Origin of the sequence: Curtobacterium sp. NPDC087082, assembly GCF_044745045.1 — a bacterium.
GTDB lineage: Bacteria > Actinomycetota > Actinomycetes > Actinomycetales > Microbacteriaceae > Curtobacterium.
Genome location: NZ_JBIUZN010000003.1, coordinates 221730 through 238588, shown reverse-complemented (window position 1 = coordinate 238588; position 16859 = coordinate 221730). Strand labels below are relative to the sequence as shown.

Genomic DNA, 16859 nt, shown 5'->3' with positions numbered 1-16859 from the left:
CGCCCCCACTGGGGCCACCGCCGCGACACCCGGACGCGCTACGGTTCGCGCATGACGGCTTCACCCGCGGCTGCCGTGCCGCAGCGCACCGACCGCCGCGCCCTCGTGTCCTGGGCCATGTGGGACTGGGGATCCGCGGCGTTCAACGCGGTCGTGACGACCTTCGTCTTCAGCACGTACCTGGCGAGCCGCGCGTTCGTCGACCCGGCGCTCGTCGCCGACACGTCCGCCGCCGGGAAGGCGCTCGTCGAGCGGGAGCTCGCGCACAACGCGGCCGTCGTCTCGACGGCACTGACGATCGCCGGCATCGTCGTCGCGCTCGTCGCCCCGGCGGTCGGACGCCTGGCGGACACGTCCGGGCACCGGCGCCGGTCGGTGCTCATCGCCACGATCGGCATCGCGCTCTCGATCGGCGGCATGGTGTTCGTCGCGCCGAGCCAGCCGTACCTGCTGCTCGGTGCGGCCCTGCTCGGCATCGGGACCGTCGCCTACGAGATCGCGAGCGTCGGCTACAACGCGATGCTCGGACAGGTCGCGTCGGGGGAGCAGACCGGACGCGTCTCGGCGATCGGCTGGGCGGCCGGGTACTTCGGCGGCATCGTGCTGCTCGTCGTCCTGCTCGTGCTCTGCATCCAGGACTTCGGCGGGGGCGACGTCGCGGGACTCCTGCAACTGCCCGCGACCGTGGCCTCGGGGCAGTGGGACGTCCGCGTCGCGATCGGCATCGCCGCCGTGTGGCTCGCCGTGAGCTCGATCCCGCTGTTCGTCACCGTCCCCGAGGCCGCGCCGGACCGTTCGCGCGCCGGCACCCTGCTCGGGGCGTACCGGGACCTCGGCAGGGACATCGCCCGACTCTGGCGCGAGCGCCGGAACGTCCTGGCGTTCCTGCTGGCGAGCGCGGTGTTCCGCGACGGCGTCGGCGCCGTGTTCACCTTCGGCGGGATCGTCGCCGCGCAGGTGTTCGGCTTCAGCCCGTCGCAGGTGATCCTCTTCGCCATCGCGGCCAACATCGTCGCGGGCATCGCCACGTTCCTGTCCGGCAGGCTCGACGACCGGTTCGGTTCACGCGCGATCATCACGGTGTCGCTCGTCGGGCTCGCGGTGTGCGGGATCGGCGTGTTCGCGGTGGGGAACGTCACCGCGGGCTTCTGGGTCCTCGGCCTGACGCTGGCGCTGTTCGTCGGGCCGGTCCAGTCGTCCTCGCGGGCGTACCTGGCGCGGTTGGCGACGCCCGGCCGCGAGGGCGAGCTCTTCGGCCTCTACGCCACGACCGGGCGCGCGGCGTCGTTCCTCGCGCCGGCGCTGTTCGGGGTGGCGGTGACGGTCGGCGGGTCGACGCGGTACGGGATCCTCGGGGTCGTCGTGGTGCTGGTGGCGGGGCTGGTGCTCATGGCGTTCGTCAAGCGGGAGCCGGTGGGCGGGCGCTGAGTCCGAGCGTGTCGGAGACCGTGGTGCTATCGTCTCCGACGTCCACGGGGGAACGACGGGGGGAACACATGGGGGCCGCAGAACTGCGGATCGAGTCCGAGACGCTCGCGGCGGTCGCGACCGCGCTGACCGACGCCCGGACCGCACTCGGTGCGGACACCGCCCGGTTCACGGGCCTCGACACCGGTTGCCTCGGCGTGACCGAGGTGGTCAGCCGCACCGCCGGCCTCTCGCTCGCCCACCAGGGCATGATCGACGCCGTCGACGCGGCCCTCGAGCAGGCCGCGACCTTCCCGCACGACCTCGGTGCGCAGGTCGACGCGCAGGAAGCCGCCCTCGCGAAGCAGGCGGACGGCAAGTGAGCGGCGAAGAGCCGGACGTCGGCGACCCCGCCGGCATCACCGCCCTGGGGAAGCACTGGCACGACCGGGCCGACGCCGTGCAGGACGCCCTGGCGAAGATCGCCTCGGCGTCCGACGTCACCGCGTCGCCGACGTGGAAGGGCGACGCGCAGACCCGCTTCGCGGCGCTGCTCGACGAGATGCGGCCGAGCGCGTCCGGCCTCGTGGCGCTCTTCGACGCCGCCGGGGACGCCTTCGACCAGTACGCGAAGGACGTCCAGCGCATCAAGGACGACGCGGACGCGATCCGCCTGCAGCGCGGGACCGTCGCGGCCGAGCTCGCCGGACAGCAGCTCACGCTGCCGACCCTCCGCTCCGCCGCGAAGGCCGACGACGCGACCGAGGCGGACGCCACGAGCCTCGCGAACGCGGAGCGGGCGATCGCCGACGCCGGCGACCGGTCCGCAGCGCTCGACGCCCAGTGGGAGCAGCTCGTGCAGGACCGCACGACGGCCGACCAGGCGCTGCTCCGGGTGATCACCGGCCCGGAGACGCTCGGACGCCTCGGCAGCATCGAGGGACGTGGTGTCGGCGCATCCGACGAGGACCTCGCGTCGATGCTCGCGAGCCTGTCGCCGACCGAGCTCGGCGCGCTCCTGATGCTCGACCGCAACCTCGCCGACCGCATCGCCGACATGTCGCCCGACGAGGTCGCCGCGCTCTGGAAGACCCTGGGCGGTGGGAAGGACACGACCGGCGCCGAGCACAGCGCCGCCCAGGACGCGCTCATCGCATCGCTGCCCGCGGTCGTCGGCAACCTCGCGGGGCTGCCTGCCTGGGCGCGGGACCGGGCGAACCGGACGACGCTCGTGTCGGCCGTGGCCCAGGCCGAGCAAGACCTCGCGGACGCGAAGGACCGGCGCGTGGGGCTCGGGTGGCCGGCGTCGCAGGCGGCGGACCAGTCGATCGAGGCGGCGCAGGCGAACCTCGACGCGTACCGGAACATCGAGAAGACCCTGGCGTCGACGGCGAAGCCCGGTCGCGCGCTGCTCACCCTCGCCACCGACCACCAGCCGCCGCTCGCTGCGGTGGCGGTCGGTGACGTGGACACCGCGGAGAACGTGACGTACATGGTGCCCGGGATGGGGACCACCACGAAGGACACCTCGGGGTGGACGACCGGGGCGCAGAACCTCTGGCGGGCGCAGGAAGACCTCGACGACTCGGGCACCTCGCACGCTGTCGTGGCCTGGATGAACTACGAAGCACCCCCGGCCCCGCCGGCTTCCTGGGGCGTGCTCCACGGCGACGCGGCGCGAGCGGGTGCGACCCGCCTCGCGGACGACCTGTCGGGCTTCCAGGCAGCGCGGACCGACCATCCCACACTCAACGTCGTCGGACACTCGTACGGCACGACGACCGGCGCCGACGCGCTGCACGGCACGGGCGTGCACGTCGACAACTTCGTGGCCGTCGCCTCCGCCGGCATCGAAGGGGACGTCGGTGGTGCGAAGGGGATCGACGCCGACCACGTCTACGCCGGACAGGGGACGTCCGGGCTGCCGACGGCGGACCCGAACGACAACCCACGCGACCAGTACGCGTGGCTCGGCCGGCTCGGCAGCGGTCGTGCGGACCCGATGGACTCGTCGTTCGGCGCCACGACCTTCGGGACGAACGGTGGGGACCCGTCGGAGGGCGCCGGGGTCACGATGCACGACCCGATCGGCTACGGCGGGGGGACCGGCTACTTCAACCTCGGAACCGAGTCCCTGAACAACGTCGCGAGGGCCACGATGCACGACGGGGTCGGCATGACGCCCGCTGACGACGCCGGGTTGAGCGATCATGACAAGACCCTGCTCGACAACATGATGGGACCGTCACTGTGATCAGACGATCGACGACGATCGGGATGGTGCTGCTCGCCGCGATCCTGCTCGCGGGCTGCGCGGCGGGCACCCCGACCAAGGAGGACACCGTGCAGGCTGCACCGACCGCAGAGCACCAGCGCCGACAGGCGGCAGACTACGTCGAGGAGACGATGCGCCGTTCGGGGGTCGACTGGGACGCGGACCAGTCCGACGAGTACGCGCAGGACTGCGTCCTCGCGGACGGCTCGGCGGGCGCGCTCTACAACATCGTCCGGACCGGTGCGGGCGTCGATGACCCGGAGGCCGTGACGAAGGCGGTGGGCACGGCCTGGGTGGCGGACGGACTGAAGGTGGAGTACTCGACGGACGAGATGACGTCGGGTGCGAAGCGGTACCTGGTGAACGGCGGCGGCGGCGCCGTCGAGCGCATCCAGTTCGGCGCGGCGACGACCAAGACCACCATGAGCGGCGTGTCGAAGTGCGGCACCGGGAACGCGGCGGACCTCGGCTGACCGCGCGCCTCGCAGCCGGACTCCTCCGACATCCGACGGCACCGAGACGGTGAGCGGACGCGCCCGAGGCGCGGCAGCGGGGACCCTGCTCGCCCTGACACTGACGCTCGCCGCGTGTTCCGCTCCGCCGACCGGCGGCACCCCGGTGCAGAGCACACCGAGCACACCGACCGTCCAGCACCAGCGCGATCTCGAATCCGCGTACGTCGCTTCGACCATGCGGACCTCGGGCGTCCTGTGGGATGACGCACAGGAGAACGCCTACGCCCAGGAGTGTCGACTCGGTGACGGCACCTCCGGAGCGCTCGACAACCTCACCCGCATCGGTGCGGGTCTGCCCGATCCGCAGGCCGCGGTGCAGACCGTCGGCCGGTCGTGGGCTGCGGCCGGGCTGACCGTCCAGTACTCGGAGTCCTCGCTCAACGACGGCAGTCGACAGTTCGTCGTCAAGGGGGCCGGTGGTGACGTCGAACGCATCCAGTTCGGGGCGGCGACCACGCGCAGTTCGCTCGCCGCGGTCTCACACTGCGGCACGGGTGACGCGGCGGACCTCGGCTGAGCCTCCCGTCGGGCGGTGCCCGGAGGCGCGGTGCAGGCCCGCCCGCCGGCTGCGGTTCCGCGCACGGTTGCGCCCCTGGCGCGGTTCCGCCGGACTCCGCAGCGAGCGTGCGCCAGGATGGAGCCATGACCGACCAGCGCATCGCCGTCGTCGTCCTCGCCGCCGGGCAGGGCACGCGCATGAAGTCGTCCACCCCGAAGGTCCTGCACCGCCTCGCCGGGCTGCCGCTCATCGCGCACGTGCTCCGGACGGCGTCGTCCCTCGAGCCCGAGCACGTCGCCGTCGTCGTGCGGCACGAACGGGAGCTCGTCGCGGCCGAGGTCACCGAGCGTGCCCCCGACGCCATCGTGGTCGACCAGGACGACGTCCCCGGCACCGGCCGTGCGGTCGAGGTCGCGGTGCAGGCGCTGCCGGCGGACTTCGACGGCGCCGTCGTCGTGCTGTCCGGCGACGTGCCGCTGCTCGACGCGGTGTCGCTCCGAGCACTCGTGGACGCTCACGTCGGCGGCGGCAACGGCGCCACCTTCGTGAGCGCGATCGCACCGGACCCGACCGGCCTCGGCCGCATCGTCCGCGACGCCGACGGGGCGTTCGTCGGGGTCGTCGAGCACAAGGACGCGACCGCCGAGCAGCTGACGATCACCGAGGCCAACGCGGGCATCTACGCCTTCGACGTCACGCACCTCCGTGCGGTCCTGCCGTCGCTCACCACGGCGAACGCGCAGGGCGAGAAGTACATCACCGACGCGCCGGCACTCATCGGGGCGCGGGGCGCGCGCATCGACGTCGTCACGCTGACCGACCCGTGGCTGGTCGCCGGCATCAACGACCGGGCACAACTCTCCGACGCCGCGCGGGTGCTGAACGCGCGCATCGTCCGTCGGCACCAGCTCGCCGGCGTCACGGTGCAGGACCCGGCGACGACGTGGATCGACCTCGACGTCTCGATCGAACCCGACGCCGAGGTCCTCCCGGGCACCCAGCTCATCGGCGCCACCGCGATCGCCTCGGGCGCGGTCGTCGGGCCGGACACCACCCTGCGGGACACCGAGGTCGGCGTCGGCGCCGTGGTGAACCGCGTCGACGCGACCCTCGCGGTGATCGGTGACGGCGCCTCCGTCGGACCGTTCGCCTACCTGCGACCGGGCACGATCCTCGGCGACGGAGGCAAGATCGGCACCTTCGTCGAGACGAAGAACGCGACGATCGGCCGGGGCAGCAAGGTGCCGCACCTGTCGTACATCGGCGACGCCGAGGTGGGCGAGGACTCGAACATCGGCGCGAACACGATCACGGCGAACTACGACGGGGTGCACAAGCACCGGACCGAGGTCGGCTCGAACGTCCGTACAGGGTCGCACAACGTGTTCGTCGCCCCGGTTAGGATTGGTGACGGAGCGTACACCGGCGCGGGTACGACCGTCCGCAAGGACGTCCCTGCCGGGTCGCTGGCGATCAGCTACGCCCCACAGCGCAACACCGACGGATGGGTCGAGGAACACCGACCCGGTTCGCCGGCTGCCGAGGCCGCTCGGCGCGCGAACGGCGAACAGATCTGACGGCTCTCGGGCCGATCAACACGGCCCCGCGGGGTCAGGGAGTGAGCACCGCACTTGTCCGGAATCAAAACGACCGGCCAGAAACGACTCGTCCTCGTCTCAGGGCGAGCACACCCGGCGCTCTCGGCCGAGATCGCCGAGGAACTCGGCGTGGACCTCGTCCCGACCGATGCACGGACCTTCGCGAACGGGGAGCTCTACGCCCGCTTCGACGAGTCGGTCCGCGGCTGTGACGCGTTCGTCATCCAGTCCCACACCGCGCCGATCAACGAGTGGCTCATGGAGCAGCTCATCATGGTCGACGCCCTGAAGCGTGCGTCGGCGAAGCGCATCACCGTCGTCGCGCCGTTCTACCCGTACGCGCGGCAGGACAAGAAGGGCCGTGGTCGCGAGCCGATCTCGGCGCGACTCGTCGCCGACCTGTTCAAGGCCGCTGGTGCGCACCGCATCATGAGCGTCGACCTGCACGCCGCACAGATCCAGGGCTTCTTCGACGGCCCGGTCGACCACCTGTTCGCCATGCCGGTCCTGCTCGAGCGCTTCCAGCAGACCCTCGACCCGTCGACGCTGACGGTCGTCTCGCCGGACATGGGCCGCGTGCGCGTCGCCGACATCTGGTCGGAGAAGCTCGGCGCGCCGCTCGCCATCATCCACAAGCGCCGCGACCCGCTCGTGCCGAACCAGGTGTCCGTGCACGAGATCGTCGGGGACGTCTCGGGTCGCGTGTGCCTGCTCGTCGACGACCTGATCGACACCGGCCGCACCATCGCCAAGGCAGCGGAGGCGCTCAAGGCCGCCGGTGCCACCGGCGTGGTCGTCGCGGCGACGCACGCGGTGTTCTCCGACCCCGCGACGGAGCTGCTCCAGAGCGAGTTCATCGACCGGGTCGTCGTCACCGACACCCTGCCGCTGCCGGAGGACAAGCGCTGGGACCGCCTCGAGGTCCTGCCGATCGCACCGCTCATCGCACGCGCCATCCACGAGGTCTTCGACGACGGGTCGGTCACCTCGATGTTCGACGGCGCCGCTTGACCGCACCCGTGCGCGACGCGCTCGCGGCCCGGCTCCGGGCCGCGGGCAGCGTCTTCGCCGAGGACGAGGCGGACCTCCTGCTCGAGGCCGGCGACGGTGACGCGGTTCGTTTGCGGGCGCTCGTGCAGCGGCGGCTCGGCGGCGAACCGCTCGAGTACGTGCTCGGCTGGGCGGCGTTCGACGGGCACCGCCTCCGCGTGACGCCGGGCGTCTTCGTGCCCCGGGCCCGCACCACCGTCGTCGTGGAGCAGGCCGCACGCCGGTTGCACCGCTACGACCGTGTCGTGGACCTCTGCTGCGGTGCCGGGGCGATCTCGGTCGCGCTCCTCGGTCGTGTCGGTGCCCTCGACCTCGTCGCGGCGGACATCGATCCGGCGGCGGTCGACGTCGCTGCGGAGAACATCGGCGACCGCGGGATCGTCGTCGCCGGGGACCTCTTCGCGCCGCTGCCCGACCGGTTCCGCGGGCTCGTCGACGTCATCGCCGTGAACGCGCCCTACGTGCCGACGGGGTCCATCCCGATGATGCCGTCGGAGGCTCGCGACCACGAGCACCGGGTGGCCCTCGACGGCGGGGCGGACGGGCTCGACCTGCACCGGCGGATCGCGTCGGGGGCGGGGGAGTGGCTCCGACCCGGGGGTGCGGTCGTGATCGAGGTGTCGGCTGCGCAGGCGCCGACATCGGCGGCCGTCTTCGAGACTGCGGGCCTCGCGGTGGCCGTCGAGTCCGACGACGAGGTCGACGGGACCTGTGTCGTGGCGACGCGTCCCGCCTGAGACGATCCGCGTCGTCGAGGTGACCCGCGTCGTCGAGGCGCGCCGCGCCTCCTGTCCGTGACGGCGGACGGTCCACCCCGTCTCAGGCCGCGCGGACCTCGACCGTGTGCCATCCCGACGCCCCGTTCGGAGCCGGGGGCCGCTCGACGCTCGTCTGCACTTCACCGTCGGCGCTCACTGCGCGGACCTGGATGCGGTGCGACCCCTTCGTCGGCGTCCACCGGTAGACCCACTGCCGCCACGTGTCGGCCGAGACGGAGTCCGCGAGGGTCGCCTCTTCCCACGCGCCGTCCCCGACCCGGACCTGCACACCCTTCACCCCGGTGTGCGGCTGCCACGCGACCCCGGCGATCGCCACCGTCGAACCGGCGTCGACCGTCGCGCCCGCACGCGGGGTGTCGATGCGCGACTCCAGCTTGACCGGACCGCGTTCCGACCAGCCGCGCGGCGTCCAGTAGCCCTGGGCGTCGGCGAACCGCGTGACCTCGAGCTCGGTGACCCACTTCGTCGCGGACACGTAGCCGAAGAGCCCCGGGACCACCATGCGCACCGGGAACCCGTGCTCCGGCGGCAGCGGCTCGCCGTTCATCCCCACGGCGAGCAGCGCGGCCGTGCCGTCGTCCTGCAGGACGTCGAGGGGCGTGCCCGCCGTGAACCCGTCGATGCTGCGCGACAGCACCATGTCGGCGCTCGCGTGGGGCCCGGCGCGCTCGAGCAGCTTCCGGATCGGGTAGCCGAGCCAGAGTGCGGTGCCGATGAGGTCCCCGCCCACCTCGTTCGAGACGCAGCTCAGCGTCGCGTGGTGTTCCTCGAGCGGGAGGGCGAGCAGGTCGTCCCACGTGAGCTCGACCTCGTGGTCGACGGCTCCGTGGATGCGGAGCTTCCAGTCGGCGGTGTCGACCGACGGCACCCGCAGCGCGGTGTCGATCCGGTAGAAGTCGCTGTTCGGGGTGACGTAGGGCGTGATGCCCTCGACGTCGAGCGACGCCCCGGCCGGGACCGCGGGTGCGGTGGTCGCCGGGGCCGGCAGCCGGACGGCCCGGCGTGCGGCAGCGGTCGCCTGCGCGGCGGCGGTGCCCAGGCGGGAGGCGCCGCCCACCACGACCGCGACGGCCGCCGCCGTCACACCCCAGACCAGGAAGGCGCGACGTTCCGCAGAGGCGGGTCTGGGTGCGGCGGAGGGCACGGCGGCTGCCGACTCCCACCGGCGGAGCCTGGCGGTGAGCAGCCGGAGCACGATGACGGCCGCGGCGACCCCGAGCACGGACGGAGCCCCGTCCAGCGTGCCGCTGCCGGAACGGGTGGTGACGGCCAGGAGTGAGAGGACACCGCCCACGGCGAAGACCAGGGCCCCGAACGGCGGGCGGGCGCGTTCGAGGATGCCCGCCCCGGCGCTGACCACGGCGACGATGACCGCCATGAGCACGAACAGCGCGACCTTGTCGCCGGTGCCGAACAGCGTGACCATGAGGTCCTTCGCGCCCGGGGGTGCGAGGTCGATGACCGCCGAACCGACCGCGACGAGGGGGCTGCCGGCACCACCGAGGACGAGGGCACCGAGTTCCGCGGCGGCGAAGAACGCGAGCGCGGCGACGATGCCCGTCGCGGCCGCGAGCAGGCGGGGGCGCGAGACCGCCACGGGGGCGGGCGCGAGGTCAGTGGTCACGGGCCGAGCGTAGGTCGACCGTGCCGCGTGTGTGCTGACAGTCGTGCATGCGGTGGACGGAGCCGGCGGTGTCCGCGCCCGTGGACGACCCGTACCCCGCATGAGCGGGGCCGCCGGTTCGTCGGGCGTTCACCGGTGCCGGCCAGCCGGTCGCGGGTGGAGCATGCGAGGATCGAGGGGTGCTGAGGCGTCCCGACCGTGTCCCGCGCTTCGGTCGCGCCCGGCGACGGGACCGCCACCCGATGTCGCAGGCACGACGTCTCCTGGTCCTGCGCTGGATCATCGTCGGCGTGTGGGCGGCCCTGCTCACGGCACGCATCATCGTGGTGTCCACCACGCCCGACGCCGACCTGACCTTCTTCGGCATCGCCGAGGTCGCCGTGATCGGTGTCGGCCTCCTCGTGATCGCCGGTGCCGTGCTGCGGGGCTGGTCGCTCCGACGGCGCCACGAGGACGAAGCCCTGGCCATCGCGATCCGCCGGATCGACCCGACGGTGTGGCTCGTCCCGGCGGCACCGACCCCGGAGCTCCGGGCATCGGTGGAGTCCGTCCGGCCGGACGTCGCGCTCGGGCACCGGGTGACGTGGGCCTTCGGTGCGACCGAGGCCTCGCTGTGGGAACTCGAGGAACGTCGTGCGACCCGGCTGCTCGTGATCCGGTGGAGCCGGATGGTGCACGTCGGCCTCGAGGACGTGCACGGCGACGGGCGTTCGTGGGCGATCGCCATGCACTACGTCCGACCCGACGACACGACAGCGGTGGCGACGTTCTTCGTCCGTGCGGCGCCGGGCTCGCGGCGGATGCTGGGCCGGGGCCCACGGCTGGAGCGGCTCGTGGCCGACCTCGCGCGCGAACGCATCGTCGCGTAGCGCGTACGCGTGGCGGGGAACACCGGAGGGCCCCGCCGATCGGCGAGGCCCTCTCGTGGTGCGGTCGTCGCCGCTGCCTAGTGGGTCGACGGTTCCTGTTCGACCTCACGCCGGTCGTCGTCCGACCAGAGCGTGTGGAAGGTGCCGTCCTTGTCGATGCGCTGGTAGGTGTGCGCGCCGAAGAAGTCCCGCTGCCCCTGGATGAGCGCGGCGGGCAGGCGGTCGGAGGCGAGCGAGTCGAAGTACGACAGCGCGGACGAGAACCCCGGCGCCGGGATGCCCGACGCCGCCGCGATGCCGACGATGCGACGCCACGCGGCCTCGCCCTCCTGCACGGCGTTCGCGAAGTACGGGTCCACCAGCAGCGACTCGAGCGAGGGGTTCTTGTCGTACGCCTCGACGATGCGGTTGAGGAACTGCGCGCGGATGATGCAGCCGCCACGCCAGATCTTCGCGATGTTGCCGAGGTCGATGTCCCAGCCGTACTCCTTGGCCCCAGCGATGATGAGGTCGAAGCCCTGCGCGTACGCGACGACCTTCGACGCGTAGAGCGCCGCGCGGACGTCGTCCTCGAACCCGTCCGGGACCTCGGCGATGGCGGGACGGTCGGGGAAGGCCTTCTGCACCGCAGCGCGCTGGACCGGCTTGGACGACACCGCGCGGGCGAACACCGCTTCGCCGATGCCGGAGACGGGGATGCCGAGACCGACCGCGTTCTGCACGGTCCACACGCCGGTGCCCTTCGACCCGGCCTCGTCGCGGATGACGTCGACGAGGGCCTTGCCCGTGTCGGCGTCCTGCTGCTTCAGGACCTCGACGGTGATCTCGATCAGGTAGGACTCGAGGTCGCCGCCGTTCCACTCGTCGAACACCTTGACCAGGTCCTCGACGGACAGCCCGCCGACGCGGCGGAGCAGGTCGTACGACTCGGCGATGAGCTGCATGTCGGCGTACTCGATGCCGTTGTGCACCATCTTCACGAAGTGGCCGGCACCGTCGGTGCCGATGTGGGTCACGCACGGCTCGCCCTCGGCGACGGCGGCGATCGACTTGAGGATCGGGCCGAGGGTTTCCCATGCCTCCTTCGAACCGCCGGGCATGATCGACGGACCCTTCAGGGCACCCTCTTCACCGCCGGAGATGCCGGTCCCGACGAAGTTGAGACCCTTGTCGCGCAGGTCGTGCTCGCGGCGGATGGTGTCGTGGAAGTTGGCGTTGCCGCCGTCGACGATGATGTCGCCTTCCTCGAACCGTTCCGCGAGCTGCTCGATGACCGCGTCGGTGCCCTTGCCCGCCTGCACCATGATGATGGCCGTGCGGGGCTTGGACAGCGAGGCCACGAAGTCGTCGATCGACTCGGACGCGATGAAGCCGGCGTCCGCGTGCTCGTTCAGCAGTTCCTCGGTGCGGGCGTACGTGCGGTTGTAGACCGCGACGGTGTTGCCCTCCCGCGAGGCGAGGTTCCGAGCGAGGTTCGAACCCATCACCGCCAGACCGACCACGCCGATGTTCGCCTGTCCGTTGTTCTCTGCCACGAGGTCTCCTTCGTCCTGACGTTCGGCACCAACCTACGGTCCGCAGCCTGGGACCGCCCGGGTGTTACGGCAACTGGGGACGACTGTTCACCGGCCCAATACGGTGGAGCAATGACCGAGCGCGCTGTCCTCCCGCCCCTGCTCGTGATGGGGGTCTCCGGTTCCGGCAAGTCGACGATCGGGCAGGCCCTCGCCGACGCCCTCGCCGCCGAGGGGCAGCCCACGGTCTTCGTGGACGCGGACGACCTGCACCCCGCCGCGAACAAGGAGAAGATGCGGCAGGGGATCCCGCTCACGGACGATGACCGCTGGCCCTGGCTCGACGCCTGCGCCGCGCGGATCGCCGAGGTCGAGGACTCCGGCCACCGCTGCGTGATGGCGAACTCGGCGCTCAAGCGTGTCTACCGCGACCGTCTCCGCGCCTCGGCGCCGACCCTCGTGATCGCCTTCCTCGACGGCTCGCACGACCTGATCGCCGACCGCCAGGCGCACCGTCACCACGAGTACATGCCGAGCTCCTTGCTCGACTCGCAGTTCGCGACGCTCGAGCGACCGCAGCCGGACGAGGCCGCCGTCACCGTGTCGATCGAGGGCTCGGTCGACGAGACGGTGACGGCGATCCTCTCCGCGCTCTCGGTCACTTCCGGCTGAGCTCGGACAGCCGCGACCGGTACTCCTCGGCGTCGATGTCGCCGCGGGCGAACCGGTCTGCGAGCACCGAGCGGGCGTCCGGCCGCGCCCGCCAGCTGCCGCGTCGGAGCACGCCGAACACGAGGAACACGACGAGGAACGCGACGAAGAAGAACGCGGGGAAGACGAGGAACGGGAACCCGCCGCCGTGCCAGTAGGGCGCGGTGGCGGCGATGGTGGTGAGCATGGTGACCTCCTGTGGTCGGTTCGGCGTCGCTGTCACGACCGTCCAAGACTCGGCCCAGGAGGCGCGACGCGCGTCCGTCCCGCAGCCCCACTTCCGCCTGCTCCCGCAGTCGTAGTGCACGTCCTCCTCCACAGCCGACTACTCCCGCGGGAGTAGTCCACAGGTCGTGCGCACGCCCGATGCCGCGGGCGGCAGCCGACCCTAGGCTCGAGCCATGGACACCACCCCGACCCTCGCCGACCCGGCGAGCGACGGCACCCGCTGGGTCGGGCGCCGTCGCTTCGCCCGGGTCGGTCGGGTCCTGCCGGTGGCGTTCCTGCAGATCGTCGGGACGCTGCTCGCATCGCGCGTGCTGGTCGGACCCGGTGTCGGGACGGGCTCGGCCGGCCCACCCTGGGCCCGGCACGCGTTCACCGGTGCGGTCGACCCGGTGCACCTCGGCCCGCTCGCGATCGGGTTCCTCGTGGCCGGCGTCGTGGTGCTCCCGTGGCGCTGGCGGTGGCCACGGTCGGTGCTGCTCCTGACCCTCGCGACCACGATCGGGTACGCCCTCGTCGTGAGTCCGCGCGGGCCGTTCGTCGCCGCGCTGACGATGGCGCTCGCCAACGCCTGGCTCCGCGGACACCGCTGGTGGGTCGTCGCCTCGGCGGCGCTCGCCGTCGTCGTGCTCCCGACCGCCGACGCCGTCCTCGGCCGCTCGTCCGTGCTCGACCTCAGCGCCGTGCTGCTCTGCATCGCCTGGGTCACCGTGACGATCGCCGTGTCCGAACTCGTCCGGGTCCGGCTCGAACGGGTCGCGGAACGCCGTCGTCAGCGCGCCGAGGCCGACCGGCGTCGTGCCGCCGACGAGCGGGTGCGGATCGCCCGCGAGCTCCACGACTCGGTCGCCCACAGCATGTCCCTCATCAACCTCCAGGCAGGGGTCGCCCTCCACCTCGGCGCCGACCTCCCGGACCAGACGCGGGACTCCCTCGCGAACATCCGCGACTCCAGCCGCGAGGCCCTCGTCGAACTCCGCACGATCCTCGGCGTGCTGCGCTCGGTCGACGGAGCGCCCGACGGAGCGCCCGACGGAGCGCCCTACGGAGCGCCCGACCGCGAGGGGTCCGAGCGCGCCCCGACCGCCGGCCTCGACCGCGTCGCCGACCTGGTGGAACGAGCGCGTGCCGCAGGCGTCGACGTCACCCTGGCCGTCGACGGCGACCGTTCGGCGGTGCACGGCATCACGGACCGGAACGCGTTCCGCATCGTGCAAGAGTCGGTGACCAACGTCATGAAGCACGCCCCCGGACACCGAGCCGACGTGACGATCTCGATCGGCCCGGACGTCGTGGACCTCGTCGTCGCCGACCGCCCGTCCCAGCCGCGGGTGGCCGACATCGGCTCCACCGAGCCGCTCGCCCCGACCGGCAACGGGATCATCGGGATGCGCGAACGTGCGAACGCCGTCGACGGCACCCTGTCCGCCGGACCGACGACCGACGGCGGCTGGCGGGTGGCAGCGCGCCTCCCGGTGGTCGGCACCGACCCCGAGGACGCCCGATGACCACGGACAGCATCGCCCCGGACCCGATCCGCGTGCTCCTCGTCGACGACCAGGTGCTCGTCCGCGCCGGACTCCGTGCACTCGTCGACGCCGAACCCGGCATGACCGTCGTCGGCGAGGCGGGTGACGGCGACGCCGCGGTGGACGTCGCACGGCGGGAACGCCCCGACGTCGTCCTCATGGACATCCGGATGCCGGGCACCGACGGGCTCGCGGCGACGCAACGGATCTCGGCCGACCCCGAACTCGGGGGCGTGCACGTGGTCATCCTCACCACGTTCGAGGAAGACGACTACGTGTTCGAGGCGATCCGCGGTGGGGCTGCCGGATTCCTCGTGAAGGACACCGAACCGGCCGAACTCCTCCGGGCGATCCGGACCGTCGTCGCGGGGGAGTCCCTGCTCTCGCCCCGGGCGACCCGTTCCCTGGTCGAGGCGTACGCCACCCACGCGAAGCCGTCGTCCCTCGCGCCGGAGCTGGGCGTCCTGACCGACCGCGAGCGTCAGGTCATGCAGCTCGTCGCCGTCGGCATGACGAACGCCGAGATCGCCCAGCACCTCTTCGTCAGCCCGATGACCACGAAGACCCACGTCTCCCGGGCGATGATCAAGCTCGGCGCCCGCGACCGCGCCCAGCTCGTCGTCTTCGCCTACGAGACCGGCCTCGTGACCCCGGGCTGGCGCCCGTGACCAGCCTCCTCGCTGCAGGTATCACGAGTGATACCATCAACCGCATGGCCATGACGCTCCGACTCGACGACGACGAAGCGAGCGCGCTGCGGAAGCGCGCCGATCTCGAAGAGCGCTCGATGCAGGAGATCGCCCGGGCCGCGATCCGTGAGTACATCGAGCACCACAGCCGGAGCGACCTGATCGACAGCATCCTCGACCGCGAACTCCCGCGGTACGCCGAGGCGCTGGAACGGCTCGGTCGGTGATCCACCTCACCACCGACGAAGCGCTGCACATCGCTCGTCGGACGCTCGGCGACGGATTCCTCCTCCGCGATGTCGGGTTGCTCGAAGCCGCCGTCGCGCGGCCGGCGACATCGGTCGGCGGTGCTGATGCCTACCCGACCATCGTCGAGAAGGCCGCGGCGCTCGTACACTCGGCGGTGCGGAACCACGCCCTCGTCGACGGCAACAAGCGCGTCGGGCTCATGCTCCTCGTCGTCTTCCTCAGCGTGAACGGACGGCGGCTGACCGCGACGAACGACCAGGCGTACGAGTTCATCGTCGCCATCGCGGAGGGGCGCCTCGACGCAGTGCCCGAGATCGCCCGAGCGCTCTCCGAGCTCGTCGAGTCCGCCGACTGACCGGACCCGTGGCAACGGACGGCAACGACTGCCGGACCGCCGCACCACGAGTTGCATGGACCCCATGTCGTTCACCGGATTCGGCGTCGTCGCCGGAGCAGCACTGACCGAGGCCGTCCGTCGCGCGGGCGCCGACCACGTCGAGCCGACGATCGCCGACAACCTGGCGATCCGGACGAACGGCGGCGGCGGCCACGGCGGCGGCTGGGTGCTCGACGACGGCTACGCCGGCGACCGCTTCCCGTCCTTCGCGATCCTCGTCCCCGGTGACCTCCCGCTGCTGACCGCCGACCCCGACGCGGTCCGGGACTACTTCGAGGCCGTCCTCCCGATCGTCCACTCCGTCGCCGAGCCGGGCGCGAAGATCGTGTTCGGCTCGGGGACCGCCCGCACGGCACCCGACGGCATGCCCGCGGCCGAGGCGCACCGCCGCTTCGCCGAGGTGCTCCGCACGGCACGGGACACCGCCGCGGCGAACGGCCTCCGCATCGCGCTCGAACCGCTGAGCCGCTCGGAGACGAACGTCCTGCACTCCGTCGCCGAGGCCGTCCGGTTCCTGGACGACACGGCCGTCGACGGGGTGGACGTCGTCGCCGACCTGTTCCACATCCGGAACGAGGGGGAGTCGCTCGACGTCCTCCGGGAGCACGGCGCCCGCATCGGCCACGTGCACGTCAGCGATCGCGACCGTCGCCCGCTCGGTGCCGAGGGCGGGGACGACGTCTGGCGCGACTTCCTCGCGGCCGCGCACGACGGCGGCTACCGCGGCTCGGTCTCACTCGAGTGCAACTGGTCCCCGACTCCGGACGCGGCCGAGGCCGAGATCCGGCGGTCCCTCGACCTCCTCCGACGATCGGGTGCCGAACTCGTGTGACGCAGATCCGCACGGTGCGAGGTTCCGTGCTGTGTGCGGCGCCGCGAGCGTCGCACCGAGCGCGGAACCTCGCACACAGCGGCCCGGAGCCGCCGCC

18 protein-coding genes are annotated in these 16859 nt (G+C 72.2%); 15 read left to right on the top strand and 3 right to left on the bottom strand.

Features of this window, described 5'->3' with window-relative positions; genetic code table 11:
* The first annotated feature begins 51 nt into the window (after positions 1-51).
* The 8 genes from ACIPEP_RS10140 to ACIPEP_RS10105 all read left to right on the top strand — a co-directional run bounded on the left by ACIPEP_RS10140 (position 52) and on the right by ACIPEP_RS10105 (position 8081).
* Entirely contained in the window at positions 52-1428 is a 1377-nt protein-coding gene (locus tag ACIPEP_RS10140; protein ID WP_402717175.1) for an MFS transporter, read from the top strand.
* Positions 1429-1496: 68 nt separating this feature from the next.
* The gene (locus ACIPEP_RS10135; RefSeq protein ID WP_070416800.1) at positions 1497-1790 is read left to right on the top strand and encodes a hypothetical protein; all 294 of its coding nucleotides are present in this window, start codon (positions 1497-1499) and stop codon (positions 1788-1790) included.
* Positions 1787-3661, top strand: coding sequence for an alpha/beta hydrolase (locus ACIPEP_RS10130; RefSeq protein WP_402717174.1), 1875 nt, complete (start codon positions 1787-1789; stop codon positions 3659-3661). The genes ACIPEP_RS10135 and ACIPEP_RS10130 overlap by 4 nt, the downstream gene beginning before the upstream one ends.
* Complete coding sequence (locus tag ACIPEP_RS10125) at positions 3658-4155, top strand: hypothetical protein (protein ID WP_402717173.1); 498 nt, start codon at positions 3658-3660, stop codon at positions 4153-4155. The genes ACIPEP_RS10130 and ACIPEP_RS10125 overlap by 4 nt, the downstream gene beginning before the upstream one ends.
* 49 nt (positions 4156-4204) lie before the next feature.
* On the top strand, positions 4205-4714 hold the full coding sequence (locus tag ACIPEP_RS10120) for a hypothetical protein (RefSeq protein WP_402717172.1): 510 nt from the start codon (positions 4205-4207) through the stop codon (positions 4712-4714).
* Positions 4715-4839: 125 nt separating this feature from the next.
* On the top strand, positions 4840-6273 hold the full coding sequence (glmU, locus tag ACIPEP_RS10115; RefSeq protein ID WP_402717171.1) for a bifunctional UDP-N-acetylglucosamine diphosphorylase/glucosamine-1-phosphate N-acetyltransferase GlmU: 1434 nt from the start codon (positions 4840-4842) through the stop codon (positions 6271-6273).
* 54 nt (positions 6274-6327) lie between these two features.
* The gene (locus tag ACIPEP_RS10110) at positions 6328-7305 is read left to right on the top strand and encodes a ribose-phosphate diphosphokinase (protein ID WP_022907051.1); all 978 of its coding nucleotides are present in this window, start codon (positions 6328-6330) and stop codon (positions 7303-7305) included.
* Entirely contained in the window at positions 7302-8081 is a 780-nt protein-coding gene (locus ACIPEP_RS10105) for a putative protein N(5)-glutamine methyltransferase (RefSeq protein WP_402717170.1), read from the top strand. Before ACIPEP_RS10110 ends, ACIPEP_RS10105 begins: the two co-directional genes overlap by 4 nt.
* An 82-nt stretch (positions 8082-8163) precedes the next feature.
* Here the strand turns inward: ACIPEP_RS10105 and ACIPEP_RS10100 are convergent, their stop codons facing one another.
* A complete protein-coding gene (locus tag ACIPEP_RS10100) occupies positions 8164-9747 on the bottom strand; it encodes a molybdopterin-dependent oxidoreductase (RefSeq protein ID WP_402717169.1) in 1584 nt (527 codons plus the stop codon).
* 242 nt (positions 9748-9989) lie between these two features.
* Here ACIPEP_RS10100 and ACIPEP_RS10095 point away from each other — a divergent pair, with 242 nt between their 5' ends.
* Positions 9990-10616, top strand: a complete 627-nt coding sequence (locus tag ACIPEP_RS10095; RefSeq protein WP_402717168.1) for a hypothetical protein — start codon at positions 9990-9992, stop codon at positions 10614-10616.
* Positions 10617-10693: 77 nt separating this feature from the next.
* On the opposite strand, the gene gndA is transcribed toward ACIPEP_RS10095, so the two are convergent.
* Positions 10694-12151, bottom strand: a complete 1458-nt coding sequence (gene gndA / locus ACIPEP_RS10090; RefSeq protein WP_402717167.1) for an NADP-dependent phosphogluconate dehydrogenase — start codon at positions 12149-12151, stop codon at positions 10694-10696.
* 111 nt (positions 12152-12262) lie between these two features.
* Between gndA and ACIPEP_RS10085 the strand changes: the two genes are divergently transcribed.
* Positions 12263-12802: a gluconokinase gene (locus tag ACIPEP_RS10085; RefSeq protein ID WP_309887868.1), complete on the top strand. Its 540-nt coding sequence runs from the start codon at positions 12263-12265 to the stop codon at positions 12800-12802.
* Here ACIPEP_RS10085 and ACIPEP_RS10080 read toward each other — a convergent pair.
* The gene (locus tag ACIPEP_RS10080; protein ID WP_402717166.1) at positions 12789-13028 is read right to left on the bottom strand and encodes a hypothetical protein; all 240 of its coding nucleotides are present in this window, start codon (positions 13026-13028) and stop codon (positions 12789-12791) included. The genes ACIPEP_RS10085 and ACIPEP_RS10080 overlap by 14 nt on opposite strands.
* A 214-nt stretch (positions 13029-13242) precedes the next feature.
* On the opposite strand from ACIPEP_RS10080, the gene ACIPEP_RS10075 reads away from it, so the two are divergent.
* The 5 genes from ACIPEP_RS10075 (at position 13243) to ACIPEP_RS10055 (ending at position 16762) form a co-directional block, all read left to right on the top strand.
* On the top strand, positions 13243-14574 hold the full coding sequence (locus ACIPEP_RS10075; protein ID WP_402717165.1) for a sensor histidine kinase: 1332 nt from the start codon (positions 13243-13245) through the stop codon (positions 14572-14574).
* A complete protein-coding gene (locus ACIPEP_RS10070; protein WP_071303144.1) occupies positions 14571-15263 on the top strand; it encodes a response regulator transcription factor in 693 nt (230 codons plus the stop codon). The genes ACIPEP_RS10075 and ACIPEP_RS10070 overlap by 4 nt, the downstream gene beginning before the upstream one ends.
* Before the next feature lie 44 nt (positions 15264-15307).
* On the top strand, positions 15308-15511 hold the full coding sequence (locus ACIPEP_RS10065; protein WP_305739221.1) for a ribbon-helix-helix protein, CopG family: 204 nt from the start codon (positions 15308-15310) through the stop codon (positions 15509-15511).
* Positions 15508-15888 carry a type II toxin-antitoxin system death-on-curing family toxin gene (locus ACIPEP_RS10060; RefSeq protein ID WP_309778827.1) on the top strand — a complete coding sequence of 127 codons (381 nt, stop codon included), beginning with the start codon at positions 15508-15510 and terminating at the stop codon, positions 15886-15888. Before ACIPEP_RS10065 ends, ACIPEP_RS10060 begins: the two co-directional genes overlap by 4 nt.
* 64 nt (positions 15889-15952) lie before the next feature.
* Positions 15953-16762: a sugar phosphate isomerase/epimerase family protein gene (locus ACIPEP_RS10055; RefSeq protein ID WP_402717164.1), complete on the top strand. Its 810-nt coding sequence runs from the start codon at positions 15953-15955 to the stop codon at positions 16760-16762.
* The last annotated feature ends 97 nt before the right edge of the window (positions 16763-16859 follow it).